The sequence below is a fragment of the Lysinibacillus sp. TE18511 genome (genome assembly GCF_054062295.1).
The window spans coordinates 27,263-43,514 of record NZ_JBSSFD010000032.1 but is presented as its reverse complement, the minus strand read 5'-3'; the positions used below and the strand labels follow the sequence as shown (position 1 = coordinate 43,514).

14 protein-coding genes are annotated in these 16,252 nt (G+C 37.3%); all 14 read right to left on the bottom strand.

The features are described from left to right. Nucleotides 1-3: 3 nt before the first annotated feature. Nucleotides 4-792, bottom strand: coding sequence for an MBL fold metallo-hydrolase (locus ACVWXS_RS19135; RefSeq protein ID WP_368637222.1), 789 nt, complete (start codon nucleotides 790-792; stop codon nucleotides 4-6). Beyond that, nucleotides 792-1,616: a two-component system regulatory protein YycI gene (locus ACVWXS_RS19130; RefSeq protein ID WP_368637221.1), complete on the bottom strand. Its 825-nt coding sequence runs from the start codon at nucleotides 1,614-1,616 to the stop codon at nucleotides 792-794. The genes ACVWXS_RS19135 and ACVWXS_RS19130 overlap by 1 nt, the downstream gene beginning before the upstream one ends. Next, nucleotides 1,603-2,925 carry a YycH family regulatory protein gene (locus ACVWXS_RS19125; RefSeq protein ID WP_456959691.1) on the bottom strand — a complete coding sequence of 441 codons (1,323 nt, stop codon included), beginning with the start codon at nucleotides 2,923-2,925 and terminating at the stop codon, nucleotides 1,603-1,605. Before ACVWXS_RS19125 ends, ACVWXS_RS19130 begins: the two co-directional genes overlap by 14 nt. Continuing rightward, nucleotides 2,922-4,787, bottom strand: coding sequence for a cell wall metabolism sensor histidine kinase WalK (gene walK, locus ACVWXS_RS19120; RefSeq protein ID WP_456959690.1), 1,866 nt, complete (start codon nucleotides 4,785-4,787; stop codon nucleotides 2,922-2,924). The genes ACVWXS_RS19125 and walK overlap by 4 nt, the downstream gene beginning before the upstream one ends. Nucleotides 4,788-4,793: 6 nt before the next feature. After that, nucleotides 4,794-5,507 (bottom strand): response regulator YycF, encoded by a 714-nt coding sequence (gene yycF / locus ACVWXS_RS19115; RefSeq protein WP_456959688.1) that lies wholly within the window; start codon nucleotides 5,505-5,507, stop codon nucleotides 4,794-4,796. Nucleotides 5,508-6,084: 577 nt separating this feature from the next. Then, complete coding sequence (locus ACVWXS_RS19110; RefSeq protein WP_456959687.1) at nucleotides 6,085-7,545, bottom strand: peptidoglycan DD-metalloendopeptidase family protein; 1,461 nt, start codon at nucleotides 7,543-7,545, stop codon at nucleotides 6,085-6,087. Nucleotides 7,546-7,865: 320 nt separating this feature from the next. Further along, nucleotides 7,866-9,155, bottom strand: coding sequence for an adenylosuccinate synthase (locus ACVWXS_RS19105; protein ID WP_368637215.1), 1,290 nt, complete (start codon nucleotides 9,153-9,155; stop codon nucleotides 7,866-7,868). Between the two features lie 291 nt (nucleotides 9,156-9,446). Continuing rightward, the gene (gene dnaB, locus ACVWXS_RS19100; RefSeq protein ID WP_456959686.1) at nucleotides 9,447-10,808 is read right to left on the bottom strand and encodes a replicative DNA helicase; all 1,362 of its coding nucleotides are present in this window, start codon (nucleotides 10,806-10,808) and stop codon (nucleotides 9,447-9,449) included. A 13-nt stretch (nucleotides 10,809-10,821) separates the two neighbouring features. Then, nucleotides 10,822-11,268: a 50S ribosomal protein L9 gene (gene rplI, locus ACVWXS_RS19095; RefSeq protein WP_374964400.1), complete on the bottom strand. Its 447-nt coding sequence runs from the start codon at nucleotides 11,266-11,268 to the stop codon at nucleotides 10,822-10,824. Next, entirely contained in the window at nucleotides 11,265-13,238 is a 1,974-nt protein-coding gene (locus tag ACVWXS_RS19090) for a DHH family phosphoesterase (RefSeq protein ID WP_456959684.1), read from the bottom strand. Before ACVWXS_RS19090 ends, rplI begins: the two co-directional genes overlap by 4 nt. A gap of 12 nt (nucleotides 13,239-13,250) precedes the next feature. Then, entirely contained in the window at nucleotides 13,251-14,192 is a 942-nt protein-coding gene (locus tag ACVWXS_RS19085) for a YybS family protein (RefSeq protein WP_368637211.1), read from the bottom strand. Nucleotides 14,193-15,035: 843 nt separating this feature from the next. Further along, nucleotides 15,036-15,272 carry a 30S ribosomal protein S18 gene (rpsR, locus tag ACVWXS_RS19080; protein WP_049662616.1) on the bottom strand — a complete coding sequence of 79 codons (237 nt, stop codon included), beginning with the start codon at nucleotides 15,270-15,272 and terminating at the stop codon, nucleotides 15,036-15,038. 38 nt (nucleotides 15,273-15,310) lie between these two features. After that, complete coding sequence (gene ssb, locus ACVWXS_RS19075) at nucleotides 15,311-15,880, bottom strand: single-stranded DNA-binding protein (protein ID WP_368637210.1); 570 nt, start codon at nucleotides 15,878-15,880, stop codon at nucleotides 15,311-15,313. 44 nt (nucleotides 15,881-15,924) lie between these two features. After that, the gene (gene rpsF / locus ACVWXS_RS19070) at nucleotides 15,925-16,212 is read right to left on the bottom strand and encodes a 30S ribosomal protein S6 (protein WP_068985806.1); all 288 of its coding nucleotides are present in this window, start codon (nucleotides 16,210-16,212) and stop codon (nucleotides 15,925-15,927) included. Between the last annotated feature and the right edge of the window lie 40 nt (nucleotides 16,213-16,252).

Sequence of the window (16,252 nt, the reverse complement as noted above, 5' to 3'; positions counted from 1 at the left end):
TGTTTAAACCGTGACTAATTTCGTCGGTTCCTCTGCTTCTGTATCAAATAAATTTAAATACTCTCCGACAATAATGCCGCAAGATTGCAATGTTTGTGTAACACTCATGCGCGCAAGCTCTTTCATGTTATTGTCCTTACTCAAATGTGATAAATAAATATTCGTTGGTTTTTCAAATACTACCTCACTCATTGCAATGGCTGCATCCTCATTTGAAACGTGCCCTACATCACTTAAAATACGACGTTTTATAGACCACGGATAACGTCCCATTTGCAGCATATTGACATCATGGTTACTCTCAAATACAAAGGAATCAGCACCTCGAATGATGCCTTTCATACGGTCGCTTACATAACCTGTATCCGTTATAACTACAAGCTTACGCCCATTTTCATGAAAGCTATAGAACATTGGATCTGCTGCATCATGTGATACGGCAAAGGATTCAATAGCTAATGAGCCGAAATGCTTGACTGTATCCATTTCAAATTCAAAACGTTGCTCTAACGGAATATCACCAACAAGCCCGTCCATCGCCTGCCACGTTTTGGCGTTTGCATAAATGGGTACATTATATTTTCGAGCCAATACACCTATTCCTTTAATATGATCACTGTGCTCATGTGTAACGAAAATGCCACTTAGCTGTTTCATATTGCGGTCGATTTTTGTAAATAGTTGCTCCATCTTTTTACCACTGAGACCGGCATCGACAATAAATGCATGATCCTCATTCTCTACATAAATCGAATTGCCTGTACTGCCACTTGCTAAAACACTAAACCGCATTATTCAACTCCCCAGTCTTCTTCTTCGCCCTCTTGCTTGTTTTCTTGGATTTCAATAACATTACCTTCACTAGCATTGACAAAATATTCTTCTGTTTCTCCATCTAATTTCACTTGTACTTCCCATGTCGGTACTAACACTTGCTTTTGCGTTAAATACCCCATTGTCGAGTAACCTAACTTCATTTGCGTAATATGCGAATCTGGCTTTAGTAGCGATTTATTATAAAGTGTCTGGATAATTTGAAGTGGTGGTATGACAGTTTCCTGTTTCTCCATTTCTTCAATATTATCAAGCATCGTTTGTTCATACATTGTAACTTCGTTGTCCATATTCCATTGTACTTTTAATAAAGCACTCTCATTGTAATAGAACATTCGATTACCTTTTTTCTGGAAGAATATTGCGGTTCTTTGCTCACGATCTACCTTCCATAATGCATAAGAATCCCCATCTTTTACGTTTGCACGGACAAACTCTGTAATACTTGTCTCATCATCATTTCGTAATTTCACAGGGTTTAGAATATCAACATGTACAAGTGTATCATCCTCACCTATAATATTTGCTTGCTGATTGCTCTTAGTAAATTCAGTAAGTGTAAATTTATGCACTTTGCCCGTAATATAAACAACAAATTCATTACTATTAGGAAGTGATCCATACGTAATATTATCCTCTTTTAAACGGGCTTCTATTGTTTTTTCACCAGGTATCTCCACGCTCTGCGCTTCATTATAGCGATTTAAATAAAAATAATACAAAAAGATATTTAAGATTAAAAAAACGAATATAAAAATAGATTTTGTTCTATTCCAATCCATTTTTGACACCTCCTAATGTTTCAGGCGTCAGATTCGTCCATACACCGTTACTTATCGCAAACCAGCACGGTTCTAATGTCATATTTTGTTTACTTTTATCTTGCGTTAAATAGTAACCCACAACAATATCATCTATATCTGATAATACAGTGTTATTAAGCTTTTGAATCTTTTCAACGATTTCCGATCCTGATGGCAGTTCTTTAATCTCCTTTTCGGATGGAATGTCTGTACTTAAAGAATAGTACGGACGTTTGTAGCGGAAAATACGATTATCTCCCCAAATAGTTGTAATTCGATTTATAGCTTGATCACTATAAACTGGTAATCCATGTAAATATAGCTGATAATCTAATTGGTTATTATTTGTACTTGTTGATACATAGCGATAATCAGCTGTAAAACCTCCATGTTCATTGATAAATTCAAAGCTATCCGTCAAGAGCTTAGAAGGTTCTATTTTTATACTACTTTCTGCAGTTGGATAAACAAAAATCAATGATTTCAAATTCTTATCAACCGTCATCAGTGACGTACCATCTTGATATTTTACAGAGTGTGGACTTTCATCCGTGCGCTGAACAACATTTGGTTCTGTAAATAACACATCTTTAAAAACATCAGGTGATTTCTCATTGATAAAATACGTATATTTTGTTGATTCAACTTTATCGTTATCAATATAAAGTGAAGTAAAACCATCACGCTCCACTTCTTTAAAAGTGTCGTATGTTTTCGCTGGTTCAATAACATTTCGTACAAATTGATTAGCATTTTGTAGACTGACATGCGAACGCATCAATGTTTGATTATTGCTACTTATGAAAAATACTTGTAATTCTTTGTTATTATAATTACTCCAATCTATAACCATACGATTAAAGGTTGTTTCAGGTAGCTCCTTGTCGGCAAACTGAAAAATTGAGCTAAAGGCGGAGTAAGGAATTTCGCCAGCAAAAAAGATAGACATACAATTATTAGAACGAATCATCTCGTTTACAGAGCTGGCCGTAAGGTTATTGTTATCGCGCACTAGATCAATATTCCAGCCCACAAATGACTTCATAATATCTTCCATTGCAGCATTAGATACAGTTCCGGTAAATTCCTTATCAAAACGGTAAATAGCCTTATAAGGACGAATTACATCTTCCATTTTTTTTTGTGGTCCAATTTGGATTTCTTTTTCCTCAGTTTTTTCAATCACTTTATAATCTGGCGTGTATGTCCAATTCAAAAAGGTTAAAACCACACTTAACATAACGAGTAGGAATAATACAACTGATTTAACTGGTTCTATATATTTCATTCCCACTCACCTGCCTCGTCAAAATCATCTAAATCAAGTGGTAATGTGAAGAAAACCGTTGTTCCTTGCCCTTCTTCACTTTCAGCCCATATTTTACCACCATGAGCTTCAATCATTTCCCTGGCAATAGCTAGCCCTAGACCTGTGCCGCCCATAGAACGAGCACGAGCACGATCCACACGATAAAAACGATCAAAAATACGTCCCACATTTTCCTTAGGAATTCCCATACCATCATCAGAAATCATGACCTTTAACATATTCCCTTGCACAGTAAAGCCAAAGCGAATATTGCCTCCATCTGGTGAATATTTAATAGCATTAGAAATGATATTATCGATAACCTGTGTCACCTTATCCGTATCAATTTCTACATAATAAGATGCCTCTGGGAATAACCGTTCAAACATCACTTTGTCTGACTTAGACATTTCAAAGCGATCGATAATTCGGTTAAAGAAGGAATGGAATAGAACAATGTCTTTATTCAACTCATAATCTGTACTGTCCATTCGTGATAACTGCAACAAGTCATTCACTAAGCGGATCATACGCTCTGTCTCTGTTTGTGTGACATTCAAAAATGTTGGAGCAATGTTTTCATCTTTCCATGCACCGTCTGCTAATGCCTCTAAATAACTACGCATCGTCGTTAATGGTGTCCGTAATTCATGGGACACATTTGATACAAATTCTCGGCGGTCCATCTCTATCTTTTCCTGCTCTGTAATATCGTGCAGTACAGTAATTAAACCATTAATAAAACCAGTTTCTTTTTGAATAACAGAGAAATTCGCACGTAAAATATACGGCGCGTCTGCTGTACTGAAATCTAAATTCACCGCATCATTCATATGAATTAAATCTTCAAAACTATACTCTTGGTCAATGCCTAAAACAGATGCAATCGGACGACCTACTGTTATATCTCTTGTAATATGCAGCAGCTCGAGTGCGGGATCATTAATAAGAATGATGCGCCCTTTTCGATCGGTTGCAATAACACCATCCGTCATATTACTAAGGACCGAATCGAGCTTTCGCCGTTCTGCCTCTGTAGTAGATTGCGCCTCCTGCAAGCGATTCGTCAAATGATTAAAGGTTATAGCAAGTTGACCTATCTCATCTGTACCATAAACTCGTACTTTTCGTGAATAGTTTCCTTTTGCCATCGCCTGAGCCTGCTTACGCATATCTGCAATTGGCTGTGTAATTGTTCGTGCCACTAAAATTCCTAAAAAGATAGTAACCACCAAGGACACGGCCGTACCACCGAGGAAAATACGGTTAATGTCATTCACCTGTTCGAAAACAGATTCAATATTAGCTTCAATATAGAGTACCCCAACGATTTCATCATCAGGACCTGCACCATCTCGAATTGGCGAAGCTAACACCCACACTCGGTTTCCTGTATTACTATCAAGTTTGATGTTTTCAAATAACGTTTCTGCAGAGATGGCACGTCGTACGAGATCATTATTCGAGCGCTGTCCAATCAAATTTTGATTGTCTATCTCAGATGTGGCGCGAATACGTTGTCTAGTATCGATAACGCGGATTTCTAAAATGTCTTCATTAGAAACATCCTTCAACCCCTCGGAAAACTCCATTACAATTGTTTTCAAGCTTTCTTCAAGAGATGGCATAGTTTCATCGCGTTCTTTTAAGATTTCTTCGCGAATGCTATATTCCATCAAATCGACACGTTGAAAAATGGAATCTCGGAAATTGGTTTTTAAATTGTCCTCTAATTCGCGCGCAAAATAAATACCTATTATTTGCAAAGCTAGCAGGATTAACAAAATATAAATTAGTACTAGCTTGACATGAATGGATTTAAAGAAGCTTACTTTCTGCATTCCTATTTACTCCTGTTCAGGATTTCGTAAATAATACCCTACACCACGGCGTGTTACAATCCAAGCTGGGTGACTTGGGTTATCCTCTATTTTTTCACGTAAACGACGAATTGTTACATCAACTGTTCGTACATCGCCAAAATAGTCATAGCCCCACACAGTTTGTAGTAAATGCTCACGCGTCATTACTTGTCCAATATGCTTACCTAAGTAATGTAATAACTCAAACTCCCTATGGGTTAATTCAATTGACTCATCACGTTTCAATACTAAGTAGGCATCAGGCTGAATAACAAGCGACCCTACCACAATTTCATTGGACGCTTCTTCAACCTCTTCGGCAGCAGGGGCTACCACTTGTAAGCGACGCATATTTGCCTTTACACGTGCAATAAGCTCACGTGTACTAAATGGCTTTGTCACATAATCGTCTGCGCCCATTTCTAATCCTAATACTTTATCAATCTCAGAGCCTTTTGCTGTTAGCATAATGATAGGAAAATCATATTTTTTTCGTATTTCTCTACAAACTTCCATCCCATCACGCTTTGGTAACATTATATCTAAAAGCATTAAATCTGGTTGTTCTTCTTCAACCTTCGCTAGTGCTTCATCTCCATCATAAGCACAAATAACTTTGTAGCCTTCTTTAATTAAATTAAACTGTAAAATATCTGCGATTGGTTTTTCATCGTCAACAACTAAAATTGTTTTGTCCATCTTTTTTCTCCCTTTCGCTATTTATCTATTCTTAAACGAAGTGTAATGATCTATTCTTAAACAAAATGTATTTATCCGCTGGATGCTTTAGTCCAACAGAGAAAGTGCAGTGCTAACATAGCAACAGCAAAATGGTTTTGTCTGTGCGAAAGCGCAGCAACAGCGACAACACAATGTTGGTCACTCAGGCGTTTCCACAGGCTGTGAAGTTCTTAACCTGAGTTCCTCTATTTCAACGGATGTTAGGACACCCACTGAAAAATAACTTTAACCCGCATTCATCTCACTACCTATAGAGATGGGAGACTTCTGTACCTGACGCTACGCTTTCGGTACAAAAATTATCTGTACCTGACGCTACGCTTTCGGTACAAAAATTATCTGCTGAAAGAAGTTAAAGTCACTACTCTTAACTCTACCATGCTTTTAACTTCTATGCATTATTCTAAATCTAAAGACATTAGACGATATTGTATTGAACTACATTTCGACAAATATTTCTCGGGAAATAACTTGGAATTATAAAAGAACTATACAAAAAGACAGCCCCTTTTTGGCTGCCTTCTATCCGAATGGATTAACGACCTACATATGATAATGGATTTACTAACGAACCATTCTTTTCAACTTCAAAGTGTAGATGTGTACCTGTTGAATTTCCAGTAGAACCCATAATACCTATAACAGAACCTTTTTCTACTACCTGCCCGACTTTAACATTAATTGAAGATAAGTGTCCGTAAAGTGTCGTATAACCATTATTATGATTAATCACGATACGATTACCATAGGTACCTGATACGCCAGCTGCGGCAACAACGCCATTATCAGAAGCTAAAATATTGTAGTTACTTGGACGGGCAATATCAATACCACGATGGAAATCTCCCCAACGTTCACCCATCTGACTTGAAATAGAGCCACCTACAGCAGGCCAAGAAAATTCACCCGTGCCACGAGATGAAATTACTTTCGTACCAACAACTTCAATTTGGTCAACAGGTTGCTGTACGATTTTTTCTTCTGACGCAACTTTGGATGTACGATTCCCATTTTCAGACGTTAACAAATAAGTAGTTTCTTTCTTTCCATTAACACCTTGTTGTTTAATTACTTTCTCACCTTTATACATCGTCGGATCTTCTTCGATTATTTTTTTAAATGGAATTTGATCAGTAACTTTCTTTTCCTGTTTTACTTCAAGTGTTACAAATGGTTTAGCGACTGTTACGTTTAATGCTTGTCCGATTTGTAAAACTGTATCAACCGTGATACCAGGATTTAACGCTACTAGCTCAGCTGTTGTTAAATCATGTTTTTTAGCAACCGAGCCTAGAACATCACCTGATTGAATTTTATATGTTTCTTGCTCAAGAGCGCCTGTCATTAAATATTTCACAGCTTCCTCAGGTGTTACAATAGCATTCGGGGCTACTTTTTGTGCTGCACCTGAAATTCCCTGTTTAAAAGAAATATCTAAAAGGCGTGTTTCACCAGTTTGTAACGGTGGTATATTCGTAGATTGCTGGTTAGTATCTAAACTATTTAACTCTTGCTGTGAAACATATTGTAGCTTTAGCATACGAATAGTATCTTCATAGGCTTTTGCATCTTTTAAATAAACAACAGGCTTATTATCTACAAATAATGTAAAAGCTGGAGACTGAGCTACTAAAGATTGCTCAATCTTAGCCAAAGTTTCCGCATCTTTTGTTTCATTACTAAACACTTGCTCTGGGATTATTTTAACAGATGAGTTAACATCGATCGTTAACTCTTTGTATTGTTGTTTTGCCTCTTTTTCCTTGGATGCAATGATTTCTTGGATCGCTTTCTCATTAGAGACCGCACCAATATATTTATTTCCCACGTAAACGTGATAAATTTTATGTAAATCTTCTTGATGATTTTCTTTTGCAAAACCTACATTAAACGTTAAACTTGTCATTAAAACTGTAATAATGGATACCTTTTTTATTGAAGAAAAATTGTAAGTGAATCTATTGTTTTTTTCTTTTCTAAACCAAGATGAACTCATCAATAAAGCTCCTTCCAACTTTAACCTATTGTAGGATTAATTACCTACAAGGCTTTTTTGCACCACTATACTGTATCATAAAGAAAATACGGTTTGAATATTTTCATCTTTTTGTAATGTAAATGTATTATTTATCTACTAATTGTTACATAATCCCTATTTTTTGTAGTTTTTTTAATAATCATATTTTCATATAAGTATTGGCTTATGTGGGTTGCGCTAATCAGGGTAAAACGTAGGCGCTATCACAGAATATGGTTTCTTTCACAAACATAAAAGGGTGTACCGCATACGGCACACCCTTTTGTGTTTTTCATTTATTATGCTTCCCAAACGTCTACTAAAACGTTCGTTTGTTCACGTGCAGGACCAACAGAGAAAGTAGCAATTTGAATACCTGTTAATTCACTAACACGTTCTACATAGCGTCGTGCATTCTCAGGTAGCTCTTCTAATGTTTTGCAACCTGTAACATCTTCTGACCAGCCTGGAAGCTCTTCATAAATTGGCACACATTGTTCAATAATATGAAGATTTGCAGGATACTCCGTAATTGTTTCATCTTTATATTTATACGCTGTACAGATTTTCACTGTCTCTAAACCAGATAAAACGTCAATAGAATTAAGTGCAAGATGTGTAATACCACTTACGCGACGTGAATGACGTACTACTACTGTATCGAACCATCCTACGCGACGTGGGCGACCTGTTGTCGTACCATATTCACGACCTACTTCACGAATTTGTTGACCCACTTCATCAAATAATTCAGTTGGGAACGGACCATCACCAACACGAGATGTATAGGCTTTAGATACACCAATAACACTTGTAACGCGTGATGGACCAACGCCAGCACCGATCGCTACACCTCCGGCAACAGGATTCGAAGATGTTACAAATGGATACGTACCTTGATCGACATCAAGTAAAATACCTTGTGCACCTTCAAATAACACTTTGCCGCCCTCATCAAGTACATCATTTAAGATTTTAGATGTGTCTGTTACATATTTTGCGATTTCTTGTCCATAGCCGTAATATTCCTCGAAAATTTCTTCGAATGTGACACCTTCAACTTCATAGAATTTCTCGAATAATTTATTTTTAATTGCTAAATTATGACGTAATTTTTCTTCAAATACTTCTTTGTCTAATAAATCAGCCATACGGATACCGATACGTGCTACTTTATCCTGATAGCAAGGTCCAATCCCTTTACAAGTCGTACCAATTTTTTTATCGCCACGGCTTTCCTCATCAGCAATATCTTGTTTGATATGATAAGGTAAAATAACATGTGCACGGTTAGAAATACGTAGATTATCCGTATCAATACCACGCTCTTGTAAGCCTCTAAGCTCAGTTACTAATGACTTCGGATTAACAACCAATCCATTACCGATTACTGAAGTTTTTTCTTTATAAAAAATACCTGATGGAATTAAATGTAGCTTATAAGTCTCCCCATCAAATTTAATTGTATGTCCTGCATTATCGCCACCTGCAAAACGAGCGATTGCTTCGGCTTTTTGTGAAAGGAAATCTGTAATTTTACCTTTCCCTTCGTCTCCCCACTGTGTTCCTACAACTACAACTGATGTCATAATCAGCACCTCCGTTAGATACGTTTGTATCACAATTTTCAAGCCGTTAATTATTGTAACAATGATAGAAACGCCTAGTCAACAAAAAAATAGTTAAAACACGAACGTAAAATCAAATGATATGATTCAACGTTCGTGTTTAATGACAGAATGATATGAATATTATCTAACATTCAGATTAATTCCGCCTTGGCATAATTGCTGACGCTAAGTTTCTCTTTGAATGGAGATAAATAGCATACGTTTTAACAAATGTCATCTCCAACTATTGGTGATGAGCCAAATAATTATTTAATCACGTGGAGGTGGTGGCGGCATTTGCGACCAATCCACATTAATGAATTTATTGAATTCTTTTTTAAACGCAAGTGTAACCGTACCTGTTGGACCGTTACGCTGTTTAGCAATAATAATTTCAATCATATTTTTACTCTCGGACTCTTTATCGTAATAATCATCACGATATAAGAAGGCAACAATATCAGCATCTTGCTCAATACTTCCCGATTCACGTAAGTCACTCATCATTGGTCGCTTATCTTGACGTTGCTCAACGCCACGAGATAGCTGTGATAATGCAATGACTGGAACCTTTAATTCACGCGCTAAATGTTTTAAAGAACGTGAAATCTCAGATACCTCTTGCTGACGGTTCTCCCCTGCTTTACCACTACCTTGAATAAGTTGTAAATAGTCAATCAAAATCATACCGAGGCCATGCTCTTGTGCTAAACGTCGACATTTTGCGCGAATTTCATTGATACGTACACCCGGTGTATCATCAATAAAAATTCCGGAATTCGATAAACTCCCCATTGCCATAGTTAGTTTACCCCAATCTTCCGTTGTTAAAGCACCAGTACGTAAAACTTGTGCATCTATATTTCCCTCTGCACAAAGCATACGCATAACTAGCTGCTCAGCACCCATCTCTAAGGAGAAGATCGCAACATTTTCCCGCGCTTGAACGGCAACACTTTGTGCGACATTCAATGCAAAGGCTGTTTTCCCTACAGATGGACGTGCCGCAACAATAATTAAATCGTTACGCTGGAAGCCAGCTGTTATATGGTCTAAGTCACGGAAGCCTGTCGGAATACCTGTAACATCACCTTTTTGTGATTGAAGCTGCTCAATGTTATCAAAGGTTTCCACCAATACGTCTTTAACATGCTTAAAGTCACCCGCATTTTTACGACTGGCTACCTCCATCATTTTCTTCTCTGCTTCACCAAGTAATGCCTCTACCTCATCTTCACGAGTATAGCCATCTTCTACTATTTTAGTAGCTACACGAATTAAACGACGTAATAAGGCCTTTTCTTCGACAATTTTCGCATAGTGTGCGACGTTAGCAGCTGTAGGGACAGCATTGGCGAGCTCTAGTAAATACGATAGCCCGCCAACATCCTCAATTTCTTTTTTAGCTGATAATTCTTCAGTAACTGTTACAACATCTATCGCTTTTCCTTGATCACTTAAACGTAGCATCGTTTCAAAAATTTTCTTATGTGCATTCTGATAAAAATCATCTGCTAGTAAAATTTCAGATGCAGTGATTAACGCTTGAGGATCAAGAAAAATTGCACCGATAACCGATTGCTCCGCTTCCCGGTTATGCGGTGGGACGCGGTCCATCATCGGTTCGTTCATGGATTGCCGCCCCTTATTCTTCCGTTACATGAACTTTTAATGTTGCTGATACTTCATGATGTAGTTTTACAGGTACATTTGTAAAGCCTAGCGCACGAATTCCATCAATTAAAGTCATTTTACGTTTATCAATTTTAATGCCATGCGTTTTTTGAAGCGCATCTGCAATTTGCTTTGTAGATACAGAACCAAATAGGCGACCACCTTCACCTGATTTTGCTTTTACTTCTACTGTTAACGCCTCTAATTTTTCTTTTAATGCTTTTGCTTCAGCTAATTCTGCAGCAGCGTTTTTAGCCTCTAATTTCTTTTGACCATCTAATTGACTTAATGATTGAGCATTTGCTTCTGCAGCGTAGCCATTTTTAATTAAGAAGTTTTGTGCATAGCCATCTGCTACATTTTTAACTTCTCCTTTTTTTCCTTTTCCTTTAACATCTTTCAAAAATACTACTTTCATGATTCAGAACTCCCTTCGAGTACCTCATTTATGGCCTCTTCTAAATATTTTTTTACTCCAGCAATGGAATTTGCTTCGATTTGGCAAGCTGCATTCGTTAAATGCCCACCGCCACCAAGCTTTTCCATAATAAGCTGTACGTTTACCTCGCCAAGTGATCTTGCACTTATGCCGATTTTGCCATCTGAACGATGCGCTATGACAAAGGAAGCACCAACATCCTTCATGGTTAGTAAAATGTCTGCTGTTTGCGCAATTAGTACAGAATCATATATTTTTGCTTCCTCACCTACAGCAATGGCAATACCTGGCTTCACGAAATTAACAGTCTGCACTATTTTAGAACGTTCAATATACGTATCGACATCTTCTTTTAGTAATCGCTGTACTAACACTGTATCTGCACCATTTGTCCGTAAATAAGATGCTGCTTCAAAAGTACGAGCTCCTGTACGCAGTGTAAAACTCTTCGTATCTACAATAATTCCCGCCAGTAATGCAGTAGCCTCTAGCATATTAATCTTTGCACGTTTTGGTTGATACTCGAGTAACTCTGTCACAAGTTCAGCCGTGGACGACGCGTATGGTTCCATATAAACAAGCGTTGGATTTTCTATAAAATCCTCACTTCTACGATGGTGATCAATCACTACAACTTTTTCAGCGAGCTTCAATAGGTGTGAATCGATGACTAAATTCGGTTTATGTGTATCGACAATAACGAGCAATGACTTTTCTGTCATTTTTGTCGCAGCTTCCTCTGGTGTTAGGAAATTTTCATAGAAATCCGATTTATTCTCAATTTCATTCATTAAACGCGTTACACTGCCGTTTAATTCATCAAAATTTATAATGACATAGCCCTTTACATCATTCATTTGTGCCATCTTACGTACACCAACAGAGGCACCAATAGAGTCCATATCAGGGTTTTTATGTCCCATGATAAACACTTGGTCACTATCTTGAATTAAATCACGTAGTGCATGAGAAATAACACGTGCTCTAACGCGCGTACGTTTCTCAACGGGATTCGTTTTCCCACCATAGAATTTTAACTTTCCAGTAGGTTGCTTGATGGCAACCTGATCACCACCACGGCCTAAAACTAGATCTAGACTTGACTGTGCTAATTCACCAAGTTCTACTAATGAAGAAGATCCTGCGCCAACACCAATACTTAATGTTAATGACGTATTTTTTTGTGCTGTTTTTTCTCGAATGGTATCTAAAATAGCAAATTTTTTCTTTTCAAGCTCCATTAAAATGGATTCGTTTAATACAGCTAAAAAACGATCAGATGATATTCGTTTCACAAATATCCCTTGCTCAGCTGCCCAATCATTAACAATTGATGTCACCATCGTATTCGTTAAACTACGTGGCTGATCATCCATCGCTTGTGTAATTTCGTCATAGTTATCAACAAATAAAATCGCAATGACTGTACGATCTGCATAATATTGTTTTTCAATAGCTATCTGCTCAGTAATATCAAAGAAATATAGCAAATTCTCTTCTTTTTTATAATAAACTCGATATTTACGATCACGAAGCGTAATCGTATCTTCGTTGGTCTCCTCGGTCTTCATTAGCACGTAGATGTCATCAGATATATTAACGATTCCCTCACCTACTAAATTTTCCATATTTAAAACACTCTGCATATATGGATTCGACCATTCTATTTCATACTGCTCATTAACAAGTAAAATCCCAATTGGCATTTCCAGCAATGCCTCTTCCCCAACTTTTTTCATGCGGAAGGAGATGGATTCAATATGCTTTTCCGTTTCTTCAAAGGTAATTTGTTCTACCTTCCACGTATAGGCCATTAATAGAACAAACCCTACTCCATAACCGATACCTACTCCGATATTCCAAATACATAGAAGCACGAACGTCACAATGCCAAAAATGGAAAGAACAAAAAGCGGATAGCGGATTGGTCGTTTTCTAAAAGTCCCCATTACATCAGCCCCTTATTCTTTAGTTTTCCCCTTCACAAGTGAACGTAAATCGAAACCTAAATCTACAATACCTAGCAATATCATAAAGGATGCTAATGGTAAGGCTAACAAAGTAGCTACCCATTTAACACCATTCGGCATTTCCTTTTTAGAAATGAAATAATGTATAAAGGAAATTCCCTGCAGGATTAATAACATCCATAAAACATAAGAAACATTTAAAACAATAATATCTAAAGTAGACCCAAATTCTGGACGCATAAATAAATTAATGCATAACACAATCATGTAATACCAGAGTATAGATCGTGGTAGACGCATATTTTGGAACGGTGCAAATTTCGGTACGTCTAAACCAAGACGTTTTAATACAGGTAAATTTAACGTTATGATAATAAATGCTGCGAAAAATGCAGAGATTGTTACTGTTGCAGGCATTGTCAGCTCGATAGTTTTTAACATTGCCTCAATTATCTCTGGCTGAAATACTACTTGACCTGTCACATTTTTTGCAAGTTCATTTGATTGCTCATAATTTTCGCGTAAAATCTCTAAACTCATGTCAATTATGTTGATACCAGCAAATTGTACATAAGCTACATAGACTATTGTCATTGATAGAAGAAAAGCAATCCCAGATGACATGAATAGGTAAAGTTTGCTCTTCTTTAGATAAATTGCATTTCCTATTACGACACCAATTAATGCCAAAATAAAGGCAAATGGTAACATAGTTATACCACTCGTTAAAGTGGTTAAGGTACAGCCTACTACTGCTACGAGTATTGATGAGGAACGCTTGTAATTTGCGCTATACCAAGCAATCGGTAGTGGGGCAAATATTAGACCTACTATAAAAATGATTGGTACGTATGCAGAAATAAGCATTAGAATCGTAAAGATTGCGACCATCATTGAGCCTTGTACAAGCGCCTTTGTTTGATTATTCGGCATTGAAAACCTTCCTTTTTTCAGTCAAACTTACTGACCTTTATTGTACCATTTTTTCACGTTATTGAACAAAAAACGCTAACAACAACTGTATGCTTTGTCATTAATTTTGTAAAACCATTGGCTAAAGTGTAAAAAACATAGCTATATAGGAGATTTTTTACCGAAAGAACACTTAATATTACAATTCATCACATGAAAAAAGGCTTTTAACCAAAATGATTATAAGCCGTTTTGTTAATAAATTTTTTAATCTACTCACTTAGTCGATTGTTTATTTCATCCATACATTTCTGTAATAGGATGGTATTTTGTTTTTCAATCTCACATTTCATTCTTCCGTTTTTCATGCCTTTAAAAGTGTAATCAATTCTTATGATAATGGCAAATGGTAATATATAGAGTCAGGTGTATTGATTAACCATTTTTATCCACTCTGATTAATTAACAGGCTCTGATTTCCGCTGCGAGCGAGCGACGAGCCGCTTTGTTGTTGCGATCGTTGCACTTTCGCACAGAAAACATTCGCTCCGTGCAGGGTCTCGTCTGTCTCGCTTTCCCGCGGGAGTCGAGTAGCCCTACGCTACAATCAGTTGAAAATGGGAATATATTAGCAAAATAGCAACAAAAAGATCCTTTTATCGCTCAATAATAAACCTATTTTTTCCTAATCAATACACCTGATATCGATTGAGATTATGTTATTCCAAATTCTCCGACCAAACGGTTAACATATCGCTTTCCCTCAGGTAAAAGTTATTATTGTATCAAATCTAACTAGACGAACTTTACTATAAAAAAAGCACAACAAGATTTTATCAACCTTTGTTGTGCTTTATATCTATCTTATTTATCTTCTGCAACGAATGGAAGTAATCCCATGATACGAGATACTTTGATAGCTGAAGTTAATTTACGTTGGTACTTAGCGCTAGTGCCAGTTACGCGACGTGGTAAGATTTTACCGCGCTCAGAGATGAATTTTTTTAATAAATCCACATCTTTATAGTCGATATTCGTAATGTTATTAGCAGTGAAGTAGCAAACTTTACGGCGTTTGCGGCCTCCGCGACGTGGTGCCATAGTGTGTCTCCTCCTTATCATTTTTTATTTTAGAAGTATTAGAACGGTAAATCATCCTCAGATACTTCTATCGGTCCTTTGCTATTAGCAAATGGATCCTCATCTACACGTGTATAATTCGGCTGATTCATAGGTGGTTGATTTTGCTGATAAGCTTCGCCGCCAAATGAACCCTGCCCTGGCATAGCACCACCAAACTGTTGTTGTGGTTGACCACCGCCATATGACGGTTGATTATTACCGTAAGTCTGTCCACCGTATTGAGGAGATGCAGGAGCACCACCACCATTACGAGGTTCTAAAAACTGTACGCTATCTGCCACTACATCTGTTGTGTATACTCGCTTACCATCTTGTCCTTCATAACTGCCTGTTTGAATGCGGCCTTCCACTCCAATTAAACTTCCTTTTCGCATGAAGTTCGCAAGGTTTTCAGCCTGTTTGCGCCAAGCAACACAGCTAATGAAATCAGCTTCGCGATCACCTTGTTGGTTTGAGAATGTTCGATTCACAGCAACTGTAAATCTTGTAGACGCAACACCATTAGGCGTATAGCGCAGCTCAGGATCTTTTGTTAGTCTTCCAACTAATACGACACGGTTTATCATCAGAAATGCAACCTCCTTTTCAGCATTTTGTTAAAAATAAATGATTACGCTTCTTGGCGAACCGCAATGTGACGAATGATATCTTCGCTAATGTTAGCAAGACGTGTATATTCGTTAATTGCATCTGAAGTAGCGTTTACTTTCACGATTTGGTAGAAACCTTCGCGGAAGTCTTGAATTTCATAAGCTAAGCGGCGTTTGCCCCACTCTTTTGATTCGATGACTTCTGCACCGTTAGAAGTTAAGATTTCGTTGAAACGTTCAACTAAAGCTTTCTTCGCTTCGTCTTCAATGTTCGGACGTACGATGTACATTAATTCGTATTTTCTCATCTGTTTACACCTCCTTATGGACTTAGGCTCTCCTGTATAC

Bases quoted from the DNA above. Each gene is read 5' to 3' on its own strand.
- ACVWXS_RS19135 (WP_368637222.1), bottom strand. From the start codon at position 792: ATGCGGTTTAGTGTTTTAGCAAGTGGCAGTACAGGCAATTCGATTTAT.
- ACVWXS_RS19130 (WP_368637221.1), bottom strand. From the start codon at position 1,616: ATGGATTGGAATAGAACAAAATCTATTTTTATATTCGTTTTTTTAATC.
- ACVWXS_RS19125 (WP_456959691.1), bottom strand. From the start codon at position 2,925: ATGAAATATATAGAACCAGTTAAATCAGTTGTATTATTCCTACTCGTT.
- walK (WP_456959690.1), bottom strand. From the start codon at position 4,787: ATGCAGAAAGTAAGCTTCTTTAAATCCATTCATGTCAAGCTAGTACTA.
- yycF (WP_456959688.1), bottom strand. From the start codon at position 5,507: ATGGACAAAACAATTTTAGTTGTTGACGATGAAAAACCAATCGCAGAT.
- ACVWXS_RS19110 (WP_456959687.1), bottom strand. From the start codon at position 7,545: ATGAGTTCATCTTGGTTTAGAAAAGAAAAAAACAATAGATTCACTTAC.
- ACVWXS_RS19105 (WP_368637215.1), bottom strand. From the start codon at position 9,155: ATGACATCAGTTGTAGTTGTAGGAACACAGTGGGGAGACGAAGGGAAA.
- dnaB (WP_456959686.1), bottom strand. From the start codon at position 10,808: ATGAACGAACCGATGATGGACCGCGTCCCACCGCATAACCGGGAAGCG.
- rplI (WP_374964400.1), bottom strand. From the start codon at position 11,268: ATGAAAGTAGTATTTTTGAAAGATGTTAAAGGAAAAGGAAAAAAAGGA.
- ACVWXS_RS19090 (WP_456959684.1), bottom strand. From the start codon at position 13,238: ATGGGGACTTTTAGAAAACGACCAATCCGCTATCCGCTTTTTGTTCTT.
- ACVWXS_RS19085 (WP_368637211.1), bottom strand. From the start codon at position 14,192: ATGCCGAATAATCAAACAAAGGCGCTTGTACAAGGCTCAATGATGGTC.
- rpsR (WP_049662616.1), bottom strand. From the start codon at position 15,272: ATGGCACCACGTCGCGGAGGCCGCAAACGCCGTAAAGTTTGCTACTTC.
- ssb (WP_368637210.1), bottom strand. From the start codon at position 15,880: ATGATAAACCGTGTCGTATTAGTTGGAAGACTAACAAAAGATCCTGAG.
- rpsF (WP_068985806.1), bottom strand. From the start codon at position 16,212: ATGAGAAAATACGAATTAATGTACATCGTACGTCCGAACATTGAAGAC.